The organism is Halopenitus persicus (genome assembly GCF_002355635.1).
Lineage (GTDB): Archaea > Halobacteriota > Halobacteria > Halobacteriales > Haloferacaceae > Halopenitus > Halopenitus persicus_A.
The window spans coordinates 2,060,067-2,083,223 of the sequence record NZ_AP017558.1 but is presented as its reverse complement, the minus strand read 5'-3'; the positions used below and the strand labels follow the sequence as shown (position 1 = coordinate 2,083,223).

Sequence of the window (23,157 nt, the reverse complement as noted above, 5' to 3'; positions counted from 1 at the left end):
CGAGATGCGTCAGTAGGAACCCATTAAACGGTCGAATGGTCGGAATAAATCCCGAGAGTGCGTAGTGAATAATTTTATGTAGAGTCGAGATATACCGATGGTATGTGCTATCGACAGCTTCCTTCAGTAGTCGTCGGAAGCGAACGTGGCTGTCGTGCACATAGATAACCAACTATGTCAAGGGAATATCGAGACAAGTCGCGCGCGGTCTTCCTCGCGATCGTGATGCTCGTCTCCGTCGTCGGGGCGAGCGTCGCGTTCACGGGAGCGGCCGCTGCGGCAGGAAACGAATCGACGGTTACCCAGGCCAACTCGGGTCCGACATATGTCGACGCGGGCGCTGGGAACGTCGCCGTACAAGAGATAACAGTCACAGCCGGCAATGCCGGAAGTACCACAATAAGTTCATTTACCGTTGAAAATGATGGTACTGCAACGGACTCGGATGTTGACCAGATTTCAGTTTACGGAGAAAGTGCTGGGAAAGTGGGCAGCAACGAGAGTGGGTTCGGAAACGTTGACGCTGACGTGGAGATAGCGACTGACGAGTCACAAACCTTCACCGTCACAGCCGACATTGCGTCCGAGCCGACTGATGGGTACACTATCCAGACAAACACAACAGTCAATTCGGATTCAGAGTACAGTTACGACGGGGTTGCCACTGCCAATTCACCAACGGAGATAGACGTCGCACCCGAGATAAGCGACGCCACGACCGCTGACAGCGATGGAAACGGTCAGATCGACCAGATTCAGGTAACCTTCAGCGAGAATGTCAGCATCTCTGATGGCGATTCAGGCGATGGGTTCCCCGGTGTCAGCATCCAAAATTACGAGATCGGCAATGCTGATTACGCTGTGGACGACACTGGCTCCGTGACGATCGATCTGGTGGAAGAAAGTTCACCAGATACTGATGTCACTCCCGAGGTGACGTATGCTGCCGGATCGGATGATATTGTAGATGCCGATCAGCAAGACAAAGAACACACAGATCAGACATTCAGTAGTACAACCGACGGCGCAGCGCCGAGTATCACGCAGGTGTCGCTGTCCGAATCGAACGAGGAACTTGATCTCTCCTTCAACAGCAGTGAGCCGATAACTGAACAGGACTCGGATATCCAAGTCACTGTCGATAGTCCAAACAGTGAGAACCAGTACCAGTTCGACGGCTCGGATTTCTCGGAGTCCGCCGAGAATAATGACGGGACGTACGGGTACGAACTGACCACTACCCAAGCGTACGATGACGGTACGGGAACGTACACCGCAAGTGTCGATGACGCCATCGACGCTACAGATAACAACGGTGGAAACAATGCTGAGGATGTTTCCGGGCTAACCGACGACGTGACCGTGGACACTCTCGCATCCATCAGTGCCTCGCCTGACGGAACCGAGCAGAGCGCCAACCACACCGTCACGTGGACGCTCGGGTCACAGACTGACGTCCAGACCTACGAGATCGACTACGACACTGGAAGCGGTGCAAACGGTGCCGATATCAGTAACGTCGGACCGGAAGACATCGTTCAGTTCGGTGTCGATCTGAACGAAGACGGTGAAATCTCAGGAGACGATCTCGACTTCACCAGCTCAGATTCGAATGCTGGTGGCGTAAACCAAGTCAGCGGCGCTGATGGGACCGTTCTAACGGTTGACACCAGTAGTTCGACGACGATTGACTCCGGCAACCAGATCATCCTCGAATACAACGACACGGTCAACCCGAGCGAGAATACTGACGTCGCACTCCGACTCGATCCCGACACGCCGGACGTCGACGTGACGCGGACGCTCAGCGTCGGATCGACGTCGGCACCGACGGTGGCGAGTGACGGCGTGAGTATCAACGAAACGTCCATCTCGGAGGGTGGCGTTTACGGCGAGAACGTCAACGGTACCGATCAGACGCTCGCGATCACCTTCGATAAGAAGATGGACACGAGCGTCGATCCGACGGCCTCGCTGACAGTTGGTGGCGAAGACGTGTCCATCAACGAGGGCTCGTGGAGTGAAGATAGCAAGACGTGGTCCGGGACCGTCGACATCAACGTCTCCAACGCGGAAGTCGACGCGACGACGACGGTCTCCGACGCCACGGGAACCAACGGAAACAGCCTCGCGAACGAGGACACTCGAACCTTCGAGATCGACACCGCGTCGCTCGGAATCGACTCGGCCACGACCGACGAAAGCTCGGACGGTAGCGTGGACCGCATCGACGTCACGCTGAACGACACCTACAGTTCGGCGGAAACTGATGACTTCTCGGTTACCGATGATGACAACGATGGCGTAACAGTCAATGGCATCAACGCCAACAGTGACAGTGATCCCACCACGCTCGAACTCGAGCTCAGTTCGGCCCTCACCGCCAACGCGACGCCGAACGCGACGCTCGAAACGGGTGGTAGCATCACGGACGATGCCGGTAACGGCGTCGAATCTGCACAGACGATCGAGGCAGCTGACGGCGTTGCGCCGACGGTTTCAAGCTTCGATCTCGTCCAGAAGGACGGGCGGACGCTGAACGTCTCGCTCGACTCGGACGAGCAGCTCGACAGCTTCACCGTCACGATCAACGACACCGAAGGTGACGGCATCAATGACGACGACCCGGCAGTCGTCACGCTGAACGAGTCGGACTTCAACGAGTCCGTCTCGAGTGGGACGTACAACTACACGACGAACTACACGGTCTCGGCCGACGGGACGTACTTCGGTAGCATCGAGTCCGCCGCTGACGCCGCGGGCAACGATGACGTCGATCAGACGACCGAAACGGTCCAGATCGATCAGACCGGACCGTCCATCACGCCTGACTCACCGACCAACAACGCGATCGTCACATCTCAAGAGGACATCACGGCGACGATCACTGACGACGGCGGCGTCGGCGTCAACTCAGGCGACATCTACGTTACGCTCGAAGACTCCACCGGGGAGCTCATCGATCGTGGTCGTGTGGATGCAACGAACGGTGTCACCTACAGTGATGGCACGCTGAAGATCGCATCCACCGGAGACGCACCCGCCTACGCCGAGGGTGACGTCGATGTGACCGTCGAGGCGACGGACACGAACGGTGAACAGACCACCGAGTCGTGGAACTTCACCTACACGACGGTGACTGTTGAGGAGTTCACGGCCGACGGCAACACGGTCTCGGTCAACGTCTCCACGGCGACTAGCTTCGACACGGTCAACGCGACGATCCAGTCCTCGCAGTCGCTGGCGGACGAAGATGGAGTGATCTCCGAGACGATCACCCTGACTGCCGACGGCGACTACTACACTGGAACGTTCACCGCGCCGCGCGACGGTGAATACAATCTTAACACGGTGGAGGTCGCAAATGCGGAAGGAGAAACCGCGACGCCGGGTCTCGGTAGTAACACCGCGACGGTCAACACGACGCAGCCGTACCTGACCGACGCGACCATCAGCAGCTACGACGGTTCAAGCACCGACATCACGGTGCAGTTCAACGAACCGCTTGCAGGTTCTATCAACGATGGTGATGCCGATTCCGAGACCGAGACCCTCTCGGTTGAAGGCGAAGATGTGACCGGTACAACGTCCGATCTGGAGTCAGGCCAGGTCACACTCACAGTCAGCAACGCCGTCCAAACCGGCGACGAGCCGAACGTTTCCGTCAACACGGCAGCTGACATCACGGAACGCTCCGGCAGCGGGACCGTGCAGGCCGACTCGAAGACCACGATCCACACGACGCAACTGAGCCTCTCGGAGGGCACGAACTTCGTGTCAATTCCGGAGGCGACTGCGAACACCGTGGATCTGACTCAGTACGATACCCAGCCGATCGACGTCGTCTGGACGTACGAGGACGGCTCCTGGCAGAGCTACGATCCGGCGAAGTCCGACGCGAACAACGACTTCACCGCGCTCGAGGGCGGCCAGGGTTACGTCTTCGAGATGGATCAGTCCGCCACGATGGACGTGAACGCGTATAACGTCGTCGGTGGCGACTCCCAAGACACCGCGACGCCCGGCCAGCAGGAACTCTCCGAAGGTTGGAACCTCGTCGGCCACTGGCAGGAAGGGAAGCAGACACAGACGAACGCCCTGAGCACGCTCGACAACCGCGCCACCGATACCGCAGTCTACACGCAGTCGGGAAGCGGTTACACCTACACCGCACACAGTGGCGACCTCAAGCCCGGTGAATCCTACTGGGTCTTCGTCACCGACGACGACGTGTACGGCGAATCCACGACATTTACTCAAGACGAGTAAAGGTCTCCCCTAACTCGCGTTCCAATTTTTATTGGAGGTATTCAAATTTCATATGACACGATCCACATCACACGGTCGCCGTCTGTGCACCGTCGTCGTCGTCGCTGTCCTCTGTCTCAGCGCCGTCGGCGCGGGCGCCGCCCAGATACCAGCCCCGCCACACGAGGTGTTCGGCACGGTCAACGACGACTCCAGCAACCCGGTCGCCGGCCAAGCGATCGAAGTCGTCTACGACGGCACGACGATCGCACAGACGCAGACCGACGAGAACGGCTACTACGAGGTACAGATCGAAGACCCCGACGACACCGCCGAGAACGAATCCCTCGAGATCAGGGTCGGAGACCAATCAGCGATGACGACCTGGGAGACCGGGGCGTCGGAACGAATCGACTTCAGCGGCGTCCCAGCTGAAGACCCGCCGACCGACACGCCAACTGACACACCGCCGACCGACACGCCGACAGAGACACCGCCGACAGAGACACCGCCGACTGACACGCCGGATGACGGTGAGGATGAAAACACCGTTGCCAGCGGAAACGGTCCGGTCGGCGCAGACGGCAGCGCGGAGGTCACCCTCTCCGGCGGGAACGCCGAACGCGTCGGGGTCACTCTCCCGTCGAACGCCGGCGCTGACAGCGTGTCCGTCACGGAGTCGACACGTCCCACCGGCAACGCGCCGGAACCAAGCCAAGGGGCGGCGGTCTACCTCGACATCAGTGCCACGTCCAACGGGAACGCCGTCGACGTGACGGGTGACGTCACGGTCGAGACGACCGTCTCCGAATCCGCACTCGGCAGCATCCCGTCCGACGACGCCGTACTGCTGCACTACACCGGCGGCTCGTGGGAGGAACTCGACACTGACGTCGACGTCAGCGGAAGCAGCGTTACTCTCACCGCGACCAGTAACGGTCTGTCACCGTTCGCGATCGCCGAAGCCGACGACACCAGCGATGGCGGTGACGGCGATGGCGGTGGCGGCGGTGGCGGCGGTGGCGGCGGTGGCGGTGGTGGCGGTGCCGCCATCGGCGACGAGACGGAAACGCCGACGGACACCGATACGCCAACCGACACGCCGACCGACACGCCAAGCGAACCAGTCGAAACACCGATGACCGACACCCCCACGGACACGACCGAGACGACCGACACGCCGACCGAAGAGGCGCCGGGCGAGACGCCCGACCAGCCAGATGATGGCGGGTCGAACACGACCCTCATCGCCGGCGGACTGATCGTCATTCTGGCGCTCATCGGAATCGGTTACTACATCACTCGCGAGTAGCGCGAGTTCCCGAGCCGCACGTTTCCGGCCCTCCATTTTTTCCAGCATCCCCGGCCCGATCAGCCACCGCACCACCGCTCCGCGTCGCAACGCCGACCGGATCGCCCGCCTCCCAGCAACTCGGACCGATCAAAACCCCCTTATGGGACCTCTCCGTACTCGCGCGTATGGTTGATCCACTGGCGATCGGAGTCGCGGCGGCGATCGTGCTCGTCGTCGTGTTCTTCTCCTCCCTCGACGGGACCGGCTGGAGTCCGGCGGAGGACATCTCCGAGGAGGTGCTCGAACGCCGCGCGGCCACCGTGCCCGAGACCGACTTCCCCGAGCCGATGAACCGCTCGATCGGCGGCGGGGGCGCGGTCGCGATCGGCGGCGGCGGTGACGGCGAGACCGGCGAGCTCGCGGAGGGCGGCGCCGAGGAGTCCGCCGGCCCCGGCGACATCCCGGAGGACGAGGTCGAGTACTACGAGGTCGAGTTCGTCAAGGAGGGCGAGACGGTCGAGCTGGCCAACAACGAGCCCATCCTGGACCAGGGCGAGGACCAGGGCTGGGACATGCCCTACGCCTGCCGGCAGGGCCAGTGCGTCTCCTGTGCGGCCCACATCACCGACGGCCCCTCCGAGGACTTCGTCGTCCACGACAACCAGGAGATGCTCGGCGAGGCCGAGATCGAGGACGGCTACACGCTCACCTGCGTCGCCTACCCGCGCGACTCCTTCAGCATCGAGACGGGCGAGGCGCCGTAGCCACACGACGCTGCAGACGTCGTCGACGATTCGAGCGTTTTTCCGAACCGTTTAACCGATCGAACCGGATACGACACCACGAGGGCGCGTAGCTCAGTGGACAGAGCACTTGGTTCCGGACCAAGATGCCGCGGGTTCAAATCCCGTCGCGCCCGTTCGTTCGCGACGCTCACTCATAGCCGCGACTGACCCACGCTCGCTTCGCTCGCGTGGATCCCGTCGCGCCCGTTACGGGACCTATCGAACCGCGACCAATGCGGTTCACCGGATAGAGATCGGCGACCGACTGGATCGGGCGAGTAGCGCTTGCGGATCGCGTCTCCCGAACTGAAACGGTCGGTCGCTGACGCCGTGATCGTAGTGAAGGGTCGTGGTACCTCGACCCTCGGAAGGGTTATCCCTCGCCCACCCCTCGGTGTGGTTGTAATGGCAAACGGTAAGGTTGATTTCTTCAACGACACTGGCGGCTACGGTTTCATTTCGACTGACGACGGCGACCTCGACGACGACGAAGACGTGTTCTTCCACATGGAGGACGTCGGCGGCCCGGACCTCGAGGAAGGTACTGAGGTCGAGTTCGACATCGAGTCCTCGCCCAAGGGGCCTCGCGCGGCGAACGTCGTCCGGCAGTAATTCCGAGACACGCCCGTCGCTGACGGCGGCGGACCTTTCTCGATTCTTCGATTCCTCGAACGATTACCGCCGAGCTTACGCTCTCGGAAGCGGTCGTGTACTCCTCGGACGCCTCCACGCCCGGAGACGCGTCCGGAAACGGACACACGACAGTTCCAGTACAATGAGTTGTCGGATTCATCCCGCGTTAACGAGACCAGAGGTCTCGTTCGCACACCAGAAATCTTTGATTTCTGGGGACGCCTAAAGGCGCGGATATTCTCCTTGCTCTTTATAATATGGATTCTAGGTGCACGGCGGCGATACGATCCGAACGAGATGGACCTGACCGACGAGGAGATTCGGGACCTGTGTCCGGACGCCGTCTTCGAACGGGGTCGGACGTACCTCGAGGAGGGACGAATCGAACGGATCAGCCGATTCGACGACGAGCTGACGGCCGTGGTCGCCGGGAGTCGACGATACGACGTCCGCGTCGACCCTTCGAGTCCGGAGTCCGCGCGGTGTAGCTGTCCGTACGACGGACCCGGAACGTGCAAGCACGTCGTCGCCGTGCTGTTGCGATGGATGGCGAACCCGCCGACCGACGAGCGCGACCGGATCGATGCCGTGCTCGAGCGTGCCGACCCCGATGCCCTCCGGGCGTTCCTTCGTGAGGAGCTGGCGTCCGACGTCGGGCTCCGGGATCGGTTCCTCGCTCGGTTCGACGGATCGACCACGCGATCGGTCGCGGAGTTCCGTGCCGAGATCGATCGCCTGTTCGAGGAGACGAACCCCGATTACGCGGTCGTCTTCGACCCGATCGACTTCGACGAGTACCTCGAGCTCGCGGCGAGCCATCGGGAACAGGGGCGGTACGACTCGGCGGCGGCCGTCCACCGGGCGCTCATCGAATCGCTCGACGACCACATGGAACTGGTGGACGGCTCGTACGACCATTTCACGAGGGCGTTCACGACGGCGCTCGACGGCTACGTCGACTGCGTCGCGGCGAGTGACGGGGAGCCGGCGGCTGACGAGGATGCGACGGCTGACGGCGACATCGAGGACGCCGCCGCGTTCCTCGAGGACCGAGCGGCGTCCGGCACGCCGTTCCTCGCCAACCGTTTCGAACGGGCGGCCGCGGAGCTGCGTGACCGGGCCGAATGAGGTCGGGAAAAGGCTTACTCGGGACGCGACGAAGGGGACCGATATGGACGAGTCGACGACGCCGCGGGCACGGCCGGCCGAAGGACGGGAAACACGATGACGATCGCCGACCAATCCATCGACGCGTTCCTCGGGGACGTCGCCTCGACCCGCGTGACGCCGAGCGGCGGCGCGGTCGCGGCGGTCGGGGGCGCGATGGGGGCCGCACTGTGCGAGATGGTCTGTATTCACACGATCGGACACGGGGACGACCGCACTACAACTGACGCCGCAACGGGCGCCGCGGAGACGGCCGCGACCCACGGACGGGCCGACGTCGAGGCGACTGATCCGGACTTCGCCGCGCTTCGAAACGACTTCGGGGACCGCCGCGGTCGGCTGCTCGATCTCGCCGACGCCGACGTCGCCGCGGTCGACGCCGTAGGGGAGGCGTTCGCCGCCGACGTCGGGGCGGACCGCCGACACGAGGCCGCGAAGCGGGCCACCGAGGTCCCGATCGAGACGGCGGCGACGGCCCGCGACGTGCTGGCGGACGCGGTCGCAGTGGTCGAGTACGGAAACCGGAACGCCGTTCCGGACGGCGTGACCGGCGCCTACCTGGCACACGCCGCGGTTCGGGCGTCGGCCGCGACCGTTCGTGCCAACCTCGACGCGCTCGCGGACGAGCCCACAGCGACGTTCGCGGAACGCGCGGACGCGATCGAGGCGGACGCGGATCGAGCACTCGCGGCCGTGCGTTCGGCGACCGCTGCCCCGGATCGGGACTGAAGGTGACCGCGCAGCCCGGAATCACCGGCCTCGACGGGCTCAGAACCCGCGATATCGTAGGTAGACCATCACCAGGATCAACACGAGCTGGAGGACCCCCTGCACGCCGCCGAGCTTCGCGTTCTGCTGGCCGATCCCGGCGATGACGCCGGGGTCGGGGTCGGCGGCGGTCATCTCTCGATACATCCGGATCTCGCCGGGCAACAGGAAGCCGAAGCCCTGGACGGAGAGGATCGCCACGATCGCCAACGAGACGAGCACGGCCGGCGTGGTCGGTTGCAGCGATCCGACGGTCGTCGCCACCCAGGCGACCGACCCGACCGCGACGACCGCGAAGGCGATCCGCCAGCGGCGGTCGCCGAAGGCGTCGAACCGCCAGCCGAGCAGCAGGAGGACCGGAACGAGGGTGACGAGGGTGAACAGCGCGATCCACGGCTCGGCGTTGGGAAACAGTCCGACCCGCTGGGCCAACACGATCCCGGACGCGATCGTGACAGTGGCCAGCGAGGGCAGCAGGAACGCCGTCTTCGGCGTCAATCGTTCGAAGACCGCGGCGCTTTGCTCCTTCTCGAGGCTGCCGAGTACCGGACCGAGAACCGCGCCGATGAAGAGGTCGATCCCGGTCCAGAGGACGCCCGCCATCACGTGGACGTAGGTGTGGTGTCGCAGCGACGCGACCGTCAGGGCGTACCCGAGCGCACAGACCGCGACGAGGACGACGCCGCCGGCGAACGCCGGGTTTGCGCGTCGCCCCAGTCCGGCGACCGTTTCCCGTATCGTGGTCGTCGACATACGGACCCTGCCCGGCGCCGTGGGGTTAAGCCTACGGCTTCCGTGCGTCCGACGCGTCGATCGGACCTGCAGTTCCCGTCTCCGGACCGTCCGCGTCGGCCTCGAGATCGCCGAGTCCCCACTCGGCGGCCCGGTCGGCGGCCTCCGATCGCGCCTGCTCGCGGATCTCCGCGATCCGGTCGTCGTCGGCCAGGAACGCCTCGACCCCGCTCGGTCCCTCCCGCGGATCACCGCCTGGAGGTCGGTCATCCGGCGCGCGCTCGCGGGTTCGGTCGGCGAGAGCGTCGTCGCCGGCCAGCTCGCGCGCCGGTGCACCGGGCGGAACGGCCAGGTCCGCCGTCTCGTGGATCGGATCGAGCGCATCCGGCGGGAGCTCGTAGACCTCGACCCGGTAGGGGCCCGTGAGCGCCACGTCCGAGAGGGCGGCGGTACCGCCGCGTTCGGTCCGCGTGTTGTACGCCACCGTCGGGACGCCCTCCTCGAAGGCGACGACCGCCCTGGCGTCCCCGCCGAGCAGCAGCGTCTCCTGCGGGACGAGTGTGAGATAGCCGTCCAGCCGCGTCTCGAGCGCTGACCGGAGAACCACGGCCGGATCGGTGACGACCCGCGAGCGGCGCAGGTCGCCGCGGGGGACCGGGAGGGGTGCGTCAGCGAGCGCGGGATTCCGGTCCGCGTCGGCGGTCATATCGTCTCCGGAACGACCGCGCTGCGGAACCGGTCCGCGACGGCATCGCCGTCCCCGTTCCGGACCGTGATCGCGTCGGCGGCGCGGCGGAACGCCGCCGCGGCGGGGCAATCGGGCGCGTGTGCCAACAGCGGCTCGCCCGCCTGTCTGGCGCGCCGGACGGCGTCCGCGGCGGGGACCCGCGCGAGCGTCGGCCCGCCGAAGTGTCGGTCGGCCTGCTCGACGATCCGGTCGACGTCCTCGCGGACCTTGTTGAACAGGACGCCCGCAGTCTCGGTGCCGTACGACCGGGCGTACTCCTGGACTTTCAGCCCGTCCGACAGCGCCGGAATCGTCGGTTCCACGACGATGATGACCCGATCGGCCAACACGACGGGCAGGACGGCGGACTTCGAACCGAGGGCTGCCGGCGAGTCCAACAGCAGGACGTCGGTCCCGGCCGCCAGCTCGGCGACGACCTCGCGAAGCCGGTCGGGATCCGCCCGCTCGAATCCCGCAAGCGACGTGCCGCAGGGGACCACCGACATCCCGAACCGTTCGTAGGTGGCCGCCGAGACGTCCCGTGCCGTGCCCGTGACGAGCAGGTCGTGGAGGGTGACGTCGGCCTCGGAAAGCCCGGCGTGAAACAGCAGGTTCGCCATCCCCGTGTCCGCGTCGACGACCGTCACGTCGTGCGTCTCGGCGAGCGCCATCCCGAGCGCGAGCGTGCTCGTCGTCTTGCCGGTCCCACCCTTGCCGCTGGCGACCGCGAACGCCTCGACCATCGGTTCGCACCTCGCCGCCGGCTCCTAAAAGTGACACGGGACCGGACGCGGCGCCCGGCGATCCGGATCGAACTCGAACGCTGACGGCCGACCGCTCGGATCGAAACCGGACGACTGCGGGCCGGCCCCCGGTCGGGATCGAAACCCCTTTCATCGGACCGCGATTACGAGCGGACGAGCCGAGGTAGCCTAGCCTGGCCAAGGCGGCAGATTCGAAATCTGCTGTCCGTTCGGACTCAGGGGTTCAAATCCCTTCCTCGGCGCTTCTCCGCGATTCACGTTCCCTCGAGCGACCGTCGGCCATTCCCTCGAGCGACCGTCGGCCATTCCCTCGAGCGACCGTCGGCCATTCCCTCGAGCGACCGTCGGCCATTCCCTCGAGCGACCGTCGGCCATTCCCTCGAGCGACCGTCGGCCATTCCCTCGAGCGACCGTCGGTCATCACCGTGGGTGACCGCCGGTCACTCCCTCGAGCGACCGCTGGTCCGCATCCCGATCGCCGCGGGCCCGTCGGCGGCGCTTGTCGTAGGCCGCCTCGAGCTTCGCGTTCGTCGCTCGCGAGACGAGATAGCAGTCGACCGGACTTCCGTCCGCGGGATGGGCGGCCGCGACCCAGACGTGGCCGTCGCCGGTCGAGAGGTCGGCGGCCCACCGTTCGGCGGCCTCGCGGCTCCGAAAGACGTGGCGGACGCCGTCCTCGAGGACGAGCGTGCCGACCTTCGCGTTCCGTTTGCGTGCCGAGGGCTTGATCGCGACGACGACGCTCACGGACGATGCTGGGACCGCGATCGAATAAAAACCCCGTCAGACGCGCGTCCGAGCGACGGACGCCGGACGGACGGCGCACGGCGCGGCCGAACGGATCAGTCGTCGGCCAGGGGCGTCTCGCCGTCCGTCTCGAGGACGTCGCCGCAGAGCCGGTCGAGCGCGTCGACCATCGCGATCACGCTCGCGCGGGTGATGTCGGCCTCCGCGGCCTCGACGGTGACCGTCCGGTCGCCGCGGGAGAGCTCGACGACGACGGTGACGACCGCGTCGGTGCCGCCGGTGATCGCGTCGACGTGGTAGGAGTCGAGCTCGAACTCGACGTTCTCGTCGGCCAGCGCCGCGCGGACCGCGGTGACGGCCGCGTCGACCGGGCCGGAGCCGTGACCCGAGGCCACCCGCTCCTCGCCGGCGACCCGGAGCCGGACGGAGGCGGTCGGCAGCCCGGAGCCCGAGGAGGCGGTGAGGTCCAGCAGCTCGACCTGTCGGTCCCGGTCGCGCTCCTGGACGTCGTCGGCGATCGCCAGCAGGTCGGCGTCGGTGACGCGCTTGCCGCGGTCCCCGAGGTCCTTCACGTGCTCGACGATCGCCGAGAGCTCGTCCTCGTCGACGTCGACGTCGTGTTCCGATAGCGCCGCCGCGACGCCGGCGCGGCCGGCGTGTTTTCCGAGCACGAGCCGGCGTTCGCGCCCGACGACCTCGGGCGGATACGGCTCGTACATCGCGCCGTCCTTCAACGTCCCGTCGGTGTGGATGCCCGATTCGTGGGCGAAGGAGTTCGCCCCGCAGACGGCCTTGTTCGGCGGGAGCGAGACGCCGGTCGCCTCCGAAACGAGCCGGGCAAGCCGGTAGAGCCGCTCCAACTCGACCGTCTCGACGTCGTAACAGCGGTCGAGCGCGATCGCGACCTCCTCGAGGGCGACGTTGCCGGCGCGTTCGCCGACGCCGTTGACGGTGGCGTGGACGAAGTCGGCGCCCGCGCGCAGGCCCGCGTGGACGTTCGCCATCCCGAATCCGAGATCGTCGTGGGTGTGAACGCCCGTCGGACCGAGCTCGGCGAGCTCGGCGACGACCTCGAGGGTGTGCTCGGGGCTGGCCGCGCCGACGGTGTCACAGTAACAGAACCGGTCGGCGCCGGCGTCGTGGCCCGTCTCGGCCATCCGGCGGAGATACGACAGGTCGGCGCGGGAGCCGTCCTCGCCGAGCAGCTCGACCCAGAGCCCGTGGTCCTTCGCGTACGCGATGAGGTCCTCGACGTTGGCGAGAACCTCCTCGCGGGTCGATCCGACCTTGGTTTCGACGTGTCGGTCGGAGGACGGAACCACGAGGTTGACCCCGTCGACGTCACAGTCGAGGGCGTGGTCGATGTCCGAGCGCACGCCGCGGGCGAAGCTCGTCACCGTGGCGTCGAGTCCCTCGCCGGCAACTCGTCGGATGCCGTCGCGCTCACCCTCCGAAGTGCACGCCGATCCCGCCTCGATCACGTGGACGCCCGTCGCGTCGAGTTCGCGCGCGATCTCGAGCTTCCGCTCGGGGGTCAACGAGACGCCCGGCATCTGCTCGCCGTCCCGGAGGGTCGTGTCGAGCAGTCGAACGGAATCGCGATCGGAAAGCGGTGTGAGAACGGCGTCGGTTGCTGGCCCGTCGTGAGAAGGACGAGCCGGGTAGTCGGTGTTACCGGAGAATTTCACGGCCAGCCGCCGTGTGGCGACTTCCTCTATCCTCCGAATTACCACGAGTATCTCGTGTCATTCGTGTTCGTGGCAATGCGGCCCACCCTAATAAGGTGACGGGTTTTCGAACGTGCGATCGGTTTCGACGGGCGACCGTCGGGCACGCAGCGACCGATCGATCGGTGCCGATCGATCAGCCGGGAACGACGGTCGTGCCGTCCGTGGCGAGGAAGTCGAGCCGGTCGCCGGGTTCGACGTCCGCGGCCGCGCCCGCGGGGAGCTCGACCACGACGTCGCCACGACCGCGACCGATACCGACGAACGGACGCAGCCGTTTCACGGCGGTCACCTCCCCGTCGTGGAGCCAGACCGCGTCGATCGCAAAGGGGACGAACAGCATGTGCAGCGTCCGTGACTTCGGTTCGCCGAACGGGAACGCGAGCGCATAGTCGTCGGGGATCGACCGGCGGAACATCAGCCCACGAGCCCGCGAGAGAAACGAGTCGGCGACGTCAACCGTGGTGGCGATGCAGTCGCCGTCGGCGGACGCGGAGTGATGAACGAGTCGCACGGCTTCGACGGAACGGACTGAAAGGGAGGATCGCCGTCTCAGGCGATCAGGCCTTCCTCGGCCTCGAGCAGCTCGTGGTAGCGGTTCCGGATCGTGACCTCGGAGATGTCGGCGACCTCCGAGACCGCCGCCTGGGTCGTCTTCTCGTTGGTGAGCAGCGCGGCGGCGTAGACGGCGGCCGCGGCGAGCCCGACCGGGGACTTCCCGGAGTGGACGCCCTTCTCCTTGGCGTTCTTCAGCAGCTGTTTGGCGCGCATCTCGGCCTCATCGGAGAGCTCGAGCGCGGAGGCGAACCGGGGAACGTACTGTTCGGGGTCGGCGGGCTTGACCTCGAGCTTGAGCTCCCGGACGACGTAGCGATATGTGCGGGCGATCTCGGACTTCTCGACGCGGGAGACGTCCGAGATCTCGTCGAGGCTCCGCGGGACGCCGGCCATTCGGGCGGCGGCGTAGACGCACGACGTCGAAACGCCCTCGATGGAGCGGCCGGGGAGGAGGTCCTCGTCGAGCGCGCGTCGGTAGATGACGGAGGCGGTCTCGCGGACGTTGTCCGGCAGGCCGAGCGCGGAGGCCATCCGGTCGATCTCGCCGAGCGCCTGCTTGAGGTTCCGCTCCTTGGAGTCGCGGGTGCGGAATCGCTCGTTCCACTTTCGGAGCCGCTGCATCTTCTGTCGCTGGCGGCCGGACAGCGACCGGCCGTAGGCGTCCTGGTCGCGCCAGTCGATGTTCGTCGAGAGCCCCTTGTCGTGCATCGTGTTCGTCGTCGGGGCACCAACGCGGGACTTCTCGTCCTTCTCGCGGGAGTCGAACGCGCGCCACTCCGGCCCGCGGTCGACCGAGTCCGCCTCGACGACGAGTCCGCAGTCGGAACAAACCGTCTCGCCGTGCTCCTCGTCGGTGACGACGTGGCCGTCACACTCCGGGCATGTGAGCCCCTCGTCGGTCTCCGTCTCGCGCTGGGAGTTTCTCTCCCGCAGATGTGTGCGTTCACTCATAGATGTCATCCCCCCTGGGGTGGGTCAATAAGATCCCAAGGAAGTACTTACCCGAAAGACGCGGGAACGACACTTAAATCGACCGGAATCCGGAGAGCAAAATCGAACGAACGATCACGATCCTCGATGAGACACACCCACACGGACGGGTGGGATGCCGATAGACCCATTGGCGTGGGCGGGCGATCGGTCACGCATGGACCGGCCACGTCTCGTCTCGCTCGCTCCCAGCGCGACCGCACTGCTCCGCGCACTCGGAGCCGCCGACCGACTCGTCGGGGTGACCCACCACTGCGACCCCGGCGACGTCGATCCGGCCCCGGAACGCGTCGGCGGGTGGATGACCCCCGACCTCGACCTGGTGGACGCGCTCGATCCCGACCTCGTGTTCACGAGCGACGGTCTCCAGGCGGACGTCGTGACGGCACTCGAGGACCGCGGCCACCGCGTCCGCCATCACGAGCCCGGCACGCTTCCGGAGGTGATCGAGTCCGCGGCGACGATCGGCGAGGCGATCGACCGACCGACCGCGGCAACTCGGCTCGCGAACGACCTTCGCAACCGGATCGAAGCCGTCGAAACGAGCGTCGAGACGTTTCTCGCCGCCGAGTCGGTCGATCGACCGGTCGTCTACTGCGAGGAGTGGTCCGATCCGCCGATGGCAGCCGGCAACTGGGTTCCCGACGTGGTCGAGGCCGCCGGCGGCCGATATCCGTTCGTCGACGCCGGCAAGCGATCACACGAGATCGACCGCGAGACGGTCGAACGACACGACCCCGACCACGTGGTTCTCCATCCGTGTGGCTACGGCGATCGCGCCGACCCGAGCGTCATCCACGAGCGCGACTGGGCCATCGACGCGTCGGTACACGCCATCGACGACGACCTCCTGAACCAGCCCGGACCGAGCCTGGTCGAGGGCGTCGAGCGACTGGCACGGATCCTTCATCCCGGCGCCTTCGTGGATTCATCATCCGAAGAACGCTGACGGCGGTCGCTCTGCCAACCGACATCCGTATTGGTGCCCCCGACCGATCCCCGACGATGCGTATCGGCGTCGGCAGCGGAAACCCGGTGAAGCGTGCAGCGGTGGCGTCGGTCCTCGAGGGATCCGTCGAGGTCGTCCCGGTCGACAGCGGCGTTTCCGAACAGCCGCGAGGACGCAGCGAGACCGTTCGCGGGGCCGACACACGGGCTGCAGCGGCCCTCGAGGCCGGCTACGATCTCGGCGTGGGTCTCGAGGGGGGCGTCGCCACCGTCGACGGACGCGACGGACTCTTCCTGATCATGTGGGCCACGCTCGACGACGGAGCCACGGTCGGCCGTGGCGCCGGCCCGAGCGTTCGCCTCCCCGCCGACGTCGCGCGTCGGGTTCGCAACGGCGAGGAACTCGGACCGGTGATGGCCGACGTCACCGGTGACGCCGGTCTCGCCGAACGCGACGGCGCGATCGCGGCGTTCACGAACGGCCGTCTCGACCGGACCGAGGCGCTCGCGACCGCGGTCGCCGGCGCGTGCGGTCCCTTCGAGACGGACCTCTACGACCCTTCGCGGTGACGTCGTCGGACGCCAGCCGATCCGGACCCCTCACGAGAACGGATCCCCCGGACGTTTTTCAGCGATCGCGAGCCAGACCGCCCGTGCATCGATGACGAGCCCGGGACGGAACGCGGGCGTGCGACACGGACGTTCCGGGATCCGCGACGTCGAACCGACCGACTCCAGACGGCGAGTCGACGGCCCGGTTCGAGATCCGTGTCGCCCGTTCGCCCACCGTTCAGCGCGGTCTCGCGATCGAAGCGCCTCGAATCCCTCGCCGTGAGGCGACCGACGCTCACTCCTGGAGCGCCTCGGCCTCGTTCACGTCCGCCGTCTCCTCGACGGCCGTCGTGAGCGAGACGTTGAGCGCCAGCATCGACCCGACGCCGCCCGCGAGAGTGACGACGTTCTTTAGCGCGTGATCGAGGACCGCCGCACCGAGGGCCGTCGAGACGCCGATCGGGGTCAGCCCGACCATGATCGCGGTGAAGGCGCCCTCATAGAGGCCGATCCCGCCGGGGGAGATCGGGATCACCTTCGCGAGGTTGCCGACGCTGACCGCGAAGAAACAGACCGCGATCAGCGTGACCGGGTCCAGATCGACCCTGAAGGCCGCGAGGACGATCGCCGCGACGAGCACGTCGAGCGCCCAGATGACCACGCTGGTGGCACCGACTCGGGAGAAGGCGATCGGGTCGCCGCCCACGCGTTGGACGTCGCCGACGAACCGTTCGAGGACGTCCGCCACCGCCTCGCCGTAGGAGTCGGTGCTCACCCGCGCGATCGCGGAGCGGACGTGATTCGAGTCCGACCGGGCCGACAACACGATCCCGATCACGGCGCCGACGGCGACGAGGCCGACGCCCATCGCGACGAGGGCCGCGGTCCATCCGGCGTCACCCGCTGCCTCGCCGTCGGTGAGCGCAGCCACGATCTCGCCGAGTCGGCCGGACGCGGCGTATCCGACGAGCACGGCACCGGAGAGCCCGACGAGAGTCAGCAGGTCGAAGACGCGCTCTGCCGCCAGCGAGGCGAATCCCGATGGGTACGGGATCCCGCGTCGGACCTTCACGATGTACGCGCGGATCGCGTCGCCGCCCCGGGCCGGCAACACGAGGTTCCCCGTCTGCGAGACGAAGACCGCGCCGGTCAGGAATCCGGTCCGTTCGGTGAATCCGAGCTCCCGAAGGATGTCCCGATACCGGTAACCACGGAGCGGCCACGAGAGGGCGTACACGACGGTCGCGATCGCGACGAGCGTCGTGTCCGCACGACGCATCTCCGCGATCACGGCGCCGAAGTCGATGTAGGTCGACATCAACGCGACCGCGACCGCCACGAGCAGGAGCCCGGCGCCGAAGCTCACGCGTGGAGTGATCCGCGGCCGAACCGACAGCTGCCACCAGAGCCGCAGCAGCTGCGACCCCATCCCGAAGACGTCACGAACCAGATCGACCTTCGTGTCGCCCTTCGGCTCCCAGGCGACGGGGAACTCCCTGACCGCGAGGCCCGCACGCTGTGCCCGGACCAACAGCTCGGTGTCCCAGAACCAGTGGTCGTCCTCGACGTCGTCGACCAGGGTTCCGAACGCGTCCCGCGAGATCGCCTTGAATCCGCACTGGTGGTCCCGAACGTCGGACCGGAGAAGCCCCCGAACGAGCAGGTTGAACGCACGGGAGGGGACGCCACGTTTGGGCGGCCGGTCGGCCTCACGGCCCGGCATCCACCGTGATCCGGTCGCGACGTCGTAGTCGCCGGACCGGATCGATTCCACCAGCTCCTCGAGGTGGTCGAGATCCGTTGCCAGATCGGTGTCGAAGTAGACGAGGACGTCGCCGTCGGCCGCCCTGAAGGCCCGTTCGAGCGCCCCGCCGCGACCGAGCCGCTCGTCGCTGTGGACGTGTCGAACTCGGTCGTCAGCCGCCGCGATCCGGTCGGCAATCTCCGGCGTTCGGTCCGTACAGCCGTCCTCGGCGACGATCACCTCGAAGGCGTTCGGAGACAGAAACCCCTCGAGGGCCGCGATCGTCCGCTCGACGGTGTGTTCGATGGTGTCCTCCTCGTCGTACGCGGGGAGAACCACGCTGACGCGGGCCACACCGTCGGGATCCGTCATCACGGCCACATCGCCGCGGCCGAGGTAAGTACCTTCTGAAGCGTGCGACCCCCGTTCGGGGTCCACCCCGTCCGACCTGACGACTCCGATCGGAAATCGGGGACGGGTCGATCCGGTTCGACGACCGTACCCACGCCGGACGGATAACCGCGGGATCGGCACCCCGATCGACGATAAACCACCCGACTGCAGCCGATTAACCGATCCTACCAAACGGTGCTTATGCGACCACCGTGTAGGGGAGTGTATGAGCGCGACGACCACACGCTCCGGCGACGCGACGCTGACCGAGAAACAGCGACGCATCCTCACGTACCTCCGGGAGCGAGCCGACTCACGGACGTACTTTAAATCGCGACTCATCGCCGAGGACCTCGGCCTGTCCGCAAAGGAGGTCGGCGCGAACCTCCGAACGGTTCGCGAGGCGAACACGGACCTGTCGATCGAGAAGTGGGGATACTCCTCCGGGACGACCTGGATGGTCGAACGCTAACCTGGATGGCGACCGATCGGGTTTGAGGTCACAAACCGACCGACGAGTTTTCCACCGTCACCGACCGAATGGGATCCGTGAGAGCCGCATTGCTGTTCGATATGGACGGCGTGATCCTGTCGGGACCGGGGACCCATCCCGGAGTCTACCGGGCGGCCGCACACGACGCCCTCCGCGAGTTCGGCGTGGACGTCCGGACGCGAACCGGACTGTCGGATGACGTTGGACCGTCCGAGATCCGGGAAGCCCGTGAGGCGCTCGAGGCGGTCCGATACTCCCCGCCCGTCGACGAGGCGTGCTCGCTCCTTGGCGTGGATCGGGACGCGTGGTGGCGGGCGCGCGAACGATACGCCTCCCGGCGAACCAATGCTCGCGTTCGATCCGGTGATCGACCGACGTATCCGGACGTCGACGCGCTGTCGTCGCTGTCGGCCGACCGGTCGCTCGCACTGGTGACCAACAACCGAACGGCGACCGCGGAGTTCGTCGCGACCTACTGCGTCCCCGATCGGTTCGACGCCGTGATCGGCCGAAAGCCGACGATCGAGTCGTATCGTCGCCGAAAGCCGGAGCCGGATTTCCTGGAGCGCGGGGTCACGGCGCTGGAGACGGAGTGGGAGCCAGAGTCGGGGTCGGAGTCAGGGTACTACGTCGGCGACCGGGAGACCGACGTGATCGCCGCCCGTCGGGCCGGTCTCGAAGCGATCGTGATCGACCGACCACACGTCGATGTCGGGAAGTTCACGGTCGAACCGGACCACGTCATCGACTCCCTCCATCGGATTCCGGACGTCATCGACGACGACTGACCGGTCGGAACGCCGATGCCGGAGTCGAGACGGCGTTGAAAACGCTTACTTCGGGTCATAGCGGACGTACGCGGCCGCGTCGTCGGCAAACGACCTCGCATCGGGGCCGAACGAGTCGGCGTACCGAACCACGAGCGTGATGAGGCGCTCGGGCGACCGAAGCTCGTAGCCGTCGGTCCGGTCGAGGAGACCGGCGTCCTCGAGATCGCCGGCAGCAGCGCTGATCGTCGGTCTGGAGACGTCGAGCGCCTCGGCGATTCGGGAGCCGGTCGCGGTCGGTTCCCGGAGCAGGTGGAGGACGATGCCGCGGGGCGTGTCGCGTCTGAGGGCGCCGAGCGCTCGCTTCTCTACCGCATCGAAGCGGTCAGCCGGAAAGTAGCGGCGGAACTCGCCGTCCTTCGTCGTTTCGATGGCCGACGCATCGACCAGCTTCCGGAGGTGGTACTGCGTCTCGCCGGTTCCGAGCCGGAGGTCGTCGCGAAGCTTCGAGAAGTGCGCACCGGGAGTCGTGGCGACGTATCCGCGGATCGCCTCGCGGGTTTCGTTCGTCTCGGGCCGATCGCGGCTCCCCGACGACGTCTCGGCGTCGCGACCCGAGTCCGCCTCGGATGCCGCGCGTGCGCCGCCGACGAGCGGGCCGGCAGCTCCGATGGCGGCAAAGCGCCGGAGCGTCCGCCGTTTCCGTTCGTCGACGCCGTCACTCACTATCGAAGCCTGTCGCCCGGCGAATAAAAGCACGTCGCCCGCCACGATCGGAGGGTCCGACGAATCCGGCCCCGGGTTGGGTCCGCTCCGGAGCCGGTTCGGGTTTGGTCCGGGGCCGGTTCGGGTTTGGTCCGGGGCCGGTTCTGCACCGAGGGATGGATCCGGTCGAACTACTCTCGTTCGGTTTCGACGTCCGCCGGGGCCTCCTCGTCCATCTCCTGGATGACCTCGTCGGCCGACCTGATGCTGCCCGTGTCGCCCGACTTGATGGCTTCCGCCTCCTGTTCGAGCTCCTCGACGTTCATCTCCGCGGCCTCGTCGATCTGGCCGAGGATCTCGTCGATGTCGTCGAGTCCGAGCAGCTGCCGGGTCTCGGCGTCGAACTCCAGGGCGTCGAGGGGCTCGGCGTCGGTCGCGGCGTCGGAGCCGGAGAGGTGTTTGCCGTACCGGCCGACGAGGCTCGTGAGCTCCTGGGGAAGGACGAACGTCGTCGACTCGCCCTGGCCGATCGCCTCCAGCGTCTCCATCCCGCGTTCGATGATCGCGCGCTCGCCCATCGCCTCCGAGGATTTCGCGCGGAGGACCGTGGAGATCGCGTCACCCTGTGCCTCGAGGATCTGGCTCTGCTTTTCACCCTGCGCACGGATGATGTTCGACTGCTTGTCACCCTCGGCCTGCTCGACCGCGGAGCGGCGTTCACCCTGCGCCTCGAGGATCATCGCGCGGCGGCGGCGCTCGGCGGAGGTCTGCTGCTCCATCGCCTGCTGGACGTCCTTGGAGGGATTGACCTCCCGGACCTCGACGCTCTCGACGCGGATCCCCCACTCGTCGGTGGGCTCGTCGAGCTCCTTGCGGATCTTCGCGTTGATCTCCTGGCGTTTGTTCAGGGTGTCGTCGAGCTCCATGTCGCCGAGGACGGCGCGCAGCGTCGTCTGGGCGAGGTTCGAGACGGCCTTCTTGTAGTCGTCGACCTCCAGGAAGGCCTTCTTGGCGTCCATCACCTTGATGTAGACGACGGCGTCGGCGGTCACCGGCGAGTTGTCCCGGGTGATCGCCTCCTGGCGCGGGACGTCGAGGGTTTGGGTCCGCATATCGAAGGGATAGGTCCGCGAGACGAACGGCGGAATGACGTTGATCCCGGGCTCCAGCAGCTGCCTGTACTCCCCGAAGACCGTGAGCGCCTTCTTCTCGTAGGCGTCGACGATCTCGACGGACTGCCAGACGACCACGACCACCAACAACAGGAATAGGAAGCCGATCGGCGCGAGCCCGAAGACCGACTGGAGGGCCAGTGTTTCCATACCGATCGTTACCACAGGACAATCATAAGCGTTCGGCCCGCCGGGTGAATCGGCACGGGAAATCGCCGACCCTCACGCGCGTTCGGTTTCGGTGGCGTCGGCGTCGTCCTCGACCGTATCGGTCGCATCGATCGCGTTCGCCGCGTTTCCCGTTCCAGTCGGGCTCCGGTCGGCCGCCAGCGCGCGGTCGATGTCGTCCTCGACGCCCGCGAGCGACTCGACGGTGAGGACGTTTCCGCCGCCGGGATCGACGACGATCACCTCGGTTCCCTCCGGAATCTCGCCGTCGACCGAACGGGCGGAGTAGTGGGGGTTAAACCCACCCTGATCGAGTTTGACCTGTCCGTCCGTCTCGGTGACGCGCTCGGTCACCCGGCCGGTCTGCCCGGTGAGCGACCCGCTGTCTCGCGTCTGCGGTTGGCCCTTGCCGCCGTAGACGTCGAACTCGTGGTAGGCGTAGAAGGCGATCGCGCCGAACACGAGCACCAGCAGGCCGAGGGCGAACGGGCTCGCGAGGGGCGCGAACGCGAGCCCGACGAGTCCCGCGCCGAGCAGGGACGCCCCGACCACGATGAAGTTCGCGCCGGGGGCGATCGCCTCCGCGACCGACAACAGCAGCCCCGCGACCACGAGCAGCATCGGCAGGGTTCCCGGGTCGAGAACGCCGGCCTGGAACAGGAGTTCCATATCCGTCGTAGGGGTTCCAGCCGATTAAGTGATCCCACGGTGGAAGCTGTTGACGAGCCGCATCCGGAACCCGCCCGCGTCTCACAGCGCCGTCGCGAGCAGCCCGACCGTGATGACGACGCCGAGGGCGACGAAGACGGCGTGAACGGGATCGATCGGCTCCGGCTCGATCGGCTCCTCGGCCGGGGTCGTCTCCTCGACGATCCCATCGGGACCGACGTCGTCGATCGCAAACCGCCACTCGGGCTCCTCCTCGGGATCGTCCCCCTCCTCGGCCGCCGAACTCGCGTGTCCTCGTCCGCCGTCGCTCCGGCTCATACCCGATGGTTCGGCGGCGGCGGGTAAATGGCTGGTGGGTCGGCGGATCGGCGGGAGAATGGCTTGGATCTGCGGATCGGCGGGAGAA

At 66.4% G+C, this 23,157-nt stretch carries 22 protein-coding genes and 2 tRNA genes; 12 read left to right on the top strand and 12 right to left on the bottom strand.

Annotated features, from left to right (window positions below):
- The first annotated feature begins 174 nt into the window (after window positions 1–174).
- The 7 genes from CPZ00_RS10170 to CPZ00_RS10135 all read left to right on the top strand — a co-directional run bounded on the left by CPZ00_RS10170 (window position 175) and on the right by CPZ00_RS10135 (window position 8,856).
- The gene (locus tag CPZ00_RS10170) at window positions 175–4,269 is read left to right on the top strand and encodes a surface glycoprotein (RefSeq protein WP_096390778.1); all 4,095 of its coding nucleotides are present in this window, start codon (window positions 175–177) and stop codon (window positions 4,267–4,269) included.
- A gap of 52 nt (window positions 4,270–4,321) precedes the next feature.
- Complete coding sequence (locus CPZ00_RS15745; protein ID WP_199243430.1) at window positions 4,322–5,560, top strand: hypothetical protein; 1,239 nt, start codon at window positions 4,322–4,324, stop codon at window positions 5,558–5,560.
- Window positions 5,561–5,727: 167 nt separating this feature from the next.
- Window positions 5,728–6,306 carry a 2Fe-2S iron-sulfur cluster-binding protein gene (locus CPZ00_RS10155; RefSeq protein WP_096390775.1) on the top strand — a complete coding sequence of 193 codons (579 nt, stop codon included), beginning with the start codon at window positions 5,728–5,730 and terminating at the stop codon, window positions 6,304–6,306.
- Window positions 6,307–6,388: 82 nt separating this feature from the next.
- A tRNA-Arg gene (locus CPZ00_RS10150) sits at window positions 6,389–6,461 on the top strand.
- A 271-nt stretch (window positions 6,462–6,732) separates the two neighbouring features.
- Window positions 6,733–6,939 (top strand): cold-shock protein, encoded by a 207-nt coding sequence (locus CPZ00_RS10145; protein WP_096390774.1) that lies wholly within the window; start codon window positions 6,733–6,735, stop codon window positions 6,937–6,939.
- 318 nt (window positions 6,940–7,257) lie between these two features.
- The gene (locus tag CPZ00_RS10140; protein WP_096390773.1) at window positions 7,258–8,088 is read left to right on the top strand and encodes an SWIM zinc finger family protein; all 831 of its coding nucleotides are present in this window, start codon (window positions 7,258–7,260) and stop codon (window positions 8,086–8,088) included.
- A 96-nt stretch (window positions 8,089–8,184) separates the two neighbouring features.
- Entirely contained in the window at window positions 8,185–8,856 is a 672-nt protein-coding gene (locus tag CPZ00_RS10135) for a cyclodeaminase/cyclohydrolase family protein (RefSeq protein ID WP_096390772.1), read from the top strand.
- Between the two features lie 39 nt (window positions 8,857–8,895).
- Here CPZ00_RS10135 and CPZ00_RS10130 read toward each other — a convergent pair whose 3' ends face one another.
- The 3 genes from CPZ00_RS10130 to CPZ00_RS10120 form a co-directional block, all read right to left on the bottom strand.
- Window positions 8,896–9,612, bottom strand: a complete 717-nt coding sequence (locus CPZ00_RS10130) for a hypothetical protein (protein ID WP_096391676.1) — start codon at window positions 9,610–9,612, stop codon at window positions 8,896–8,898.
- Window positions 9,613–9,679: 67 nt separating this feature from the next.
- Window positions 9,680–10,333, bottom strand: a complete 654-nt coding sequence (locus CPZ00_RS10125) for a hypothetical protein (RefSeq protein WP_096390771.1) — start codon at window positions 10,331–10,333, stop codon at window positions 9,680–9,682.
- Entirely contained in the window at window positions 10,330–11,097 is a 768-nt protein-coding gene (locus CPZ00_RS10120) for a nucleotide-binding protein (protein WP_096390770.1), read from the bottom strand. Before CPZ00_RS10120 ends, CPZ00_RS10125 begins: the two co-directional genes overlap by 4 nt.
- Before the next feature lie 178 nt (window positions 11,098–11,275).
- Between CPZ00_RS10120 and CPZ00_RS10115 the strand changes: the two genes are divergently transcribed.
- Window positions 11,276–11,360: transfer RNA gene (locus CPZ00_RS10115), tRNA-Ser, on the top strand.
- A 178-nt stretch (window positions 11,361–11,538) separates the two neighbouring features.
- Here CPZ00_RS10115 and CPZ00_RS10110 read toward each other — a convergent pair.
- The 4 genes from CPZ00_RS10110 to CPZ00_RS10095 all read right to left on the bottom strand — a co-directional run bounded on the left by CPZ00_RS10110 (window position 11,539) and on the right by CPZ00_RS10095 (window position 15,101).
- Entirely contained in the window at window positions 11,539–11,865 is a 327-nt protein-coding gene (locus CPZ00_RS10110; protein WP_096390769.1) for a hypothetical protein, read from the bottom strand.
- Between the two features lie 95 nt (window positions 11,866–11,960).
- A complete protein-coding gene (locus tag CPZ00_RS10105; RefSeq protein ID WP_394338416.1) occupies window positions 11,961–13,553 on the bottom strand; it encodes a (R)-citramalate synthase in 1,593 nt (530 codons plus the stop codon).
- Window positions 13,554–13,728: 175 nt separating this feature from the next.
- Window positions 13,729–14,106 carry a DUF192 domain-containing protein gene (locus CPZ00_RS10100; protein WP_096390767.1) on the bottom strand — a complete coding sequence of 126 codons (378 nt, stop codon included), beginning with the start codon at window positions 14,104–14,106 and terminating at the stop codon, window positions 13,729–13,731.
- Between the two features lie 38 nt (window positions 14,107–14,144).
- Window positions 14,145–15,101, bottom strand: coding sequence for a transcription initiation factor IIB (locus tag CPZ00_RS10095; protein WP_021073049.1), 957 nt, complete (start codon window positions 15,099–15,101; stop codon window positions 14,145–14,147).
- Window positions 15,102–15,297: 196 nt separating this feature from the next.
- Here CPZ00_RS10095 and CPZ00_RS10090 point away from each other — a divergent pair, with 196 nt between their 5' ends.
- Window positions 15,298–16,089 carry a cobalamin-binding protein gene (locus CPZ00_RS10090; RefSeq protein WP_096390766.1) on the top strand — a complete coding sequence of 264 codons (792 nt, stop codon included), beginning with the start codon at window positions 15,298–15,300 and terminating at the stop codon, window positions 16,087–16,089.
- 56 nt (window positions 16,090–16,145) lie between these two features.
- Complete coding sequence (locus tag CPZ00_RS10085; RefSeq protein WP_096390765.1) at window positions 16,146–16,658, top strand: DUF84 family protein; 513 nt, start codon at window positions 16,146–16,148, stop codon at window positions 16,656–16,658.
- Between the two features lie 277 nt (window positions 16,659–16,935).
- Here the strand turns inward: CPZ00_RS10085 and CPZ00_RS10080 are convergent, their stop codons facing one another.
- Entirely contained in the window at window positions 16,936–18,756 is a 1,821-nt protein-coding gene (locus CPZ00_RS10080; protein ID WP_096390764.1) for a flippase-like domain-containing protein, read from the bottom strand.
- A gap of 247 nt (window positions 18,757–19,003) precedes the next feature.
- Here CPZ00_RS10080 and CPZ00_RS10075 point away from each other — a divergent pair, with 247 nt between their 5' ends.
- Together CPZ00_RS10075 and CPZ00_RS10070 are read left to right on the top strand one after the other, a co-directional pair.
- Complete coding sequence (locus tag CPZ00_RS10075; RefSeq protein WP_096390763.1) at window positions 19,004–19,249, top strand: DUF7123 family protein; 246 nt, start codon at window positions 19,004–19,006, stop codon at window positions 19,247–19,249.
- A gap of 68 nt (window positions 19,250–19,317) precedes the next feature.
- Window positions 19,318–20,058: an HAD family hydrolase gene (locus CPZ00_RS10070; protein ID WP_096390762.1), complete on the top strand. Its 741-nt coding sequence runs from the start codon at window positions 19,318–19,320 to the stop codon at window positions 20,056–20,058.
- A gap of 45 nt (window positions 20,059–20,103) precedes the next feature.
- Here the strand turns inward: CPZ00_RS10070 and CPZ00_RS10065 are convergent, their stop codons facing one another.
- From CPZ00_RS10065 to CPZ00_RS10050, 4 genes are all read right to left on the bottom strand, one after another.
- Window positions 20,104–20,763, bottom strand: a complete 660-nt coding sequence (locus CPZ00_RS10065) for a winged helix-turn-helix transcriptional regulator (protein WP_096390761.1) — start codon at window positions 20,761–20,763, stop codon at window positions 20,104–20,106.
- 170 nt (window positions 20,764–20,933) lie between these two features.
- On the bottom strand, window positions 20,934–22,064 hold the full coding sequence (locus tag CPZ00_RS10060) for an SPFH domain-containing protein (protein ID WP_096390760.1): 1,131 nt from the start codon (window positions 22,062–22,064) through the stop codon (window positions 20,934–20,936).
- A gap of 72 nt (window positions 22,065–22,136) precedes the next feature.
- Entirely contained in the window at window positions 22,137–22,751 is a 615-nt protein-coding gene (locus CPZ00_RS10055; protein WP_096390759.1) for an NfeD family protein, read from the bottom strand.
- 81 nt (window positions 22,752–22,832) lie between these two features.
- A complete protein-coding gene (locus CPZ00_RS10050; RefSeq protein WP_096390758.1) occupies window positions 22,833–23,069 on the bottom strand; it encodes a DUF7312 domain-containing protein in 237 nt (78 codons plus the stop codon).
- Between the last annotated feature and the right edge of the window lie 88 nt (window positions 23,070–23,157).

Excerpts from the sequence above, each read along its gene's own strand:
- CPZ00_RS10170 (WP_096390778.1), top strand. The coding sequence starts at position 175 with ATGTCAAGGGAATATCGAGACAAGTCGCGCGCGGTCTTCCTCGCGATC.
- CPZ00_RS15745 (WP_199243430.1), top strand. The coding sequence starts at position 4,322 with ATGACACGATCCACATCACACGGTCGCCGTCTGTGCACCGTCGTCGTC.
- CPZ00_RS10155 (WP_096390775.1), top strand. The coding sequence starts at position 5,728 with ATGGTTGATCCACTGGCGATCGGAGTCGCGGCGGCGATCGTGCTCGTC.
- CPZ00_RS10145 (WP_096390774.1), top strand. The coding sequence starts at position 6,733 with ATGGCAAACGGTAAGGTTGATTTCTTCAACGACACTGGCGGCTACGGT.
- CPZ00_RS10140 (WP_096390773.1), top strand. The coding sequence starts at position 7,258 with ATGGACCTGACCGACGAGGAGATTCGGGACCTGTGTCCGGACGCCGTC.
- CPZ00_RS10135 (WP_096390772.1), top strand. The coding sequence starts at position 8,185 with ATGACGATCGCCGACCAATCCATCGACGCGTTCCTCGGGGACGTCGCC.
- CPZ00_RS10125 (WP_096390771.1), bottom strand. The coding sequence starts at position 10,333 with ATGACCGCCGACGCGGACCGGAATCCCGCGCTCGCTGACGCACCCCTC.
- CPZ00_RS10120 (WP_096390770.1), bottom strand. The coding sequence starts at position 11,097 with ATGGTCGAGGCGTTCGCGGTCGCCAGCGGCAAGGGTGGGACCGGCAAG.
- CPZ00_RS10095 (WP_021073049.1), bottom strand. The coding sequence starts at position 15,101 with ATGAGTGAACGCACACATCTGCGGGAGAGAAACTCCCAGCGCGAGACG.
- CPZ00_RS10090 (WP_096390766.1), top strand. The coding sequence starts at position 15,298 with ATGGACCGGCCACGTCTCGTCTCGCTCGCTCCCAGCGCGACCGCACTG.
- CPZ00_RS10085 (WP_096390765.1), top strand. The coding sequence starts at position 16,146 with ATGCGTATCGGCGTCGGCAGCGGAAACCCGGTGAAGCGTGCAGCGGTG.
- CPZ00_RS10080 (WP_096390764.1), bottom strand. The coding sequence starts at position 18,756 with ATGACGGATCCCGACGGTGTGGCCCGCGTCAGCGTGGTTCTCCCCGCG.
- CPZ00_RS10075 (WP_096390763.1), top strand. The coding sequence starts at position 19,004 with ATGAGCGCGACGACCACACGCTCCGGCGACGCGACGCTGACCGAGAAA.
- CPZ00_RS10070 (WP_096390762.1), top strand. The coding sequence starts at position 19,318 with ATGGGATCCGTGAGAGCCGCATTGCTGTTCGATATGGACGGCGTGATC.
- CPZ00_RS10060 (WP_096390760.1), bottom strand. The coding sequence starts at position 22,064 with ATGGAAACACTGGCCCTCCAGTCGGTCTTCGGGCTCGCGCCGATCGGC.
- CPZ00_RS10055 (WP_096390759.1), bottom strand. The coding sequence starts at position 22,751 with ATGGAACTCCTGTTCCAGGCCGGCGTTCTCGACCCGGGAACCCTGCCG.
- CPZ00_RS10050 (WP_096390758.1), bottom strand. The coding sequence starts at position 23,069 with ATGAGCCGGAGCGACGGCGGACGAGGACACGCGAGTTCGGCGGCCGAG.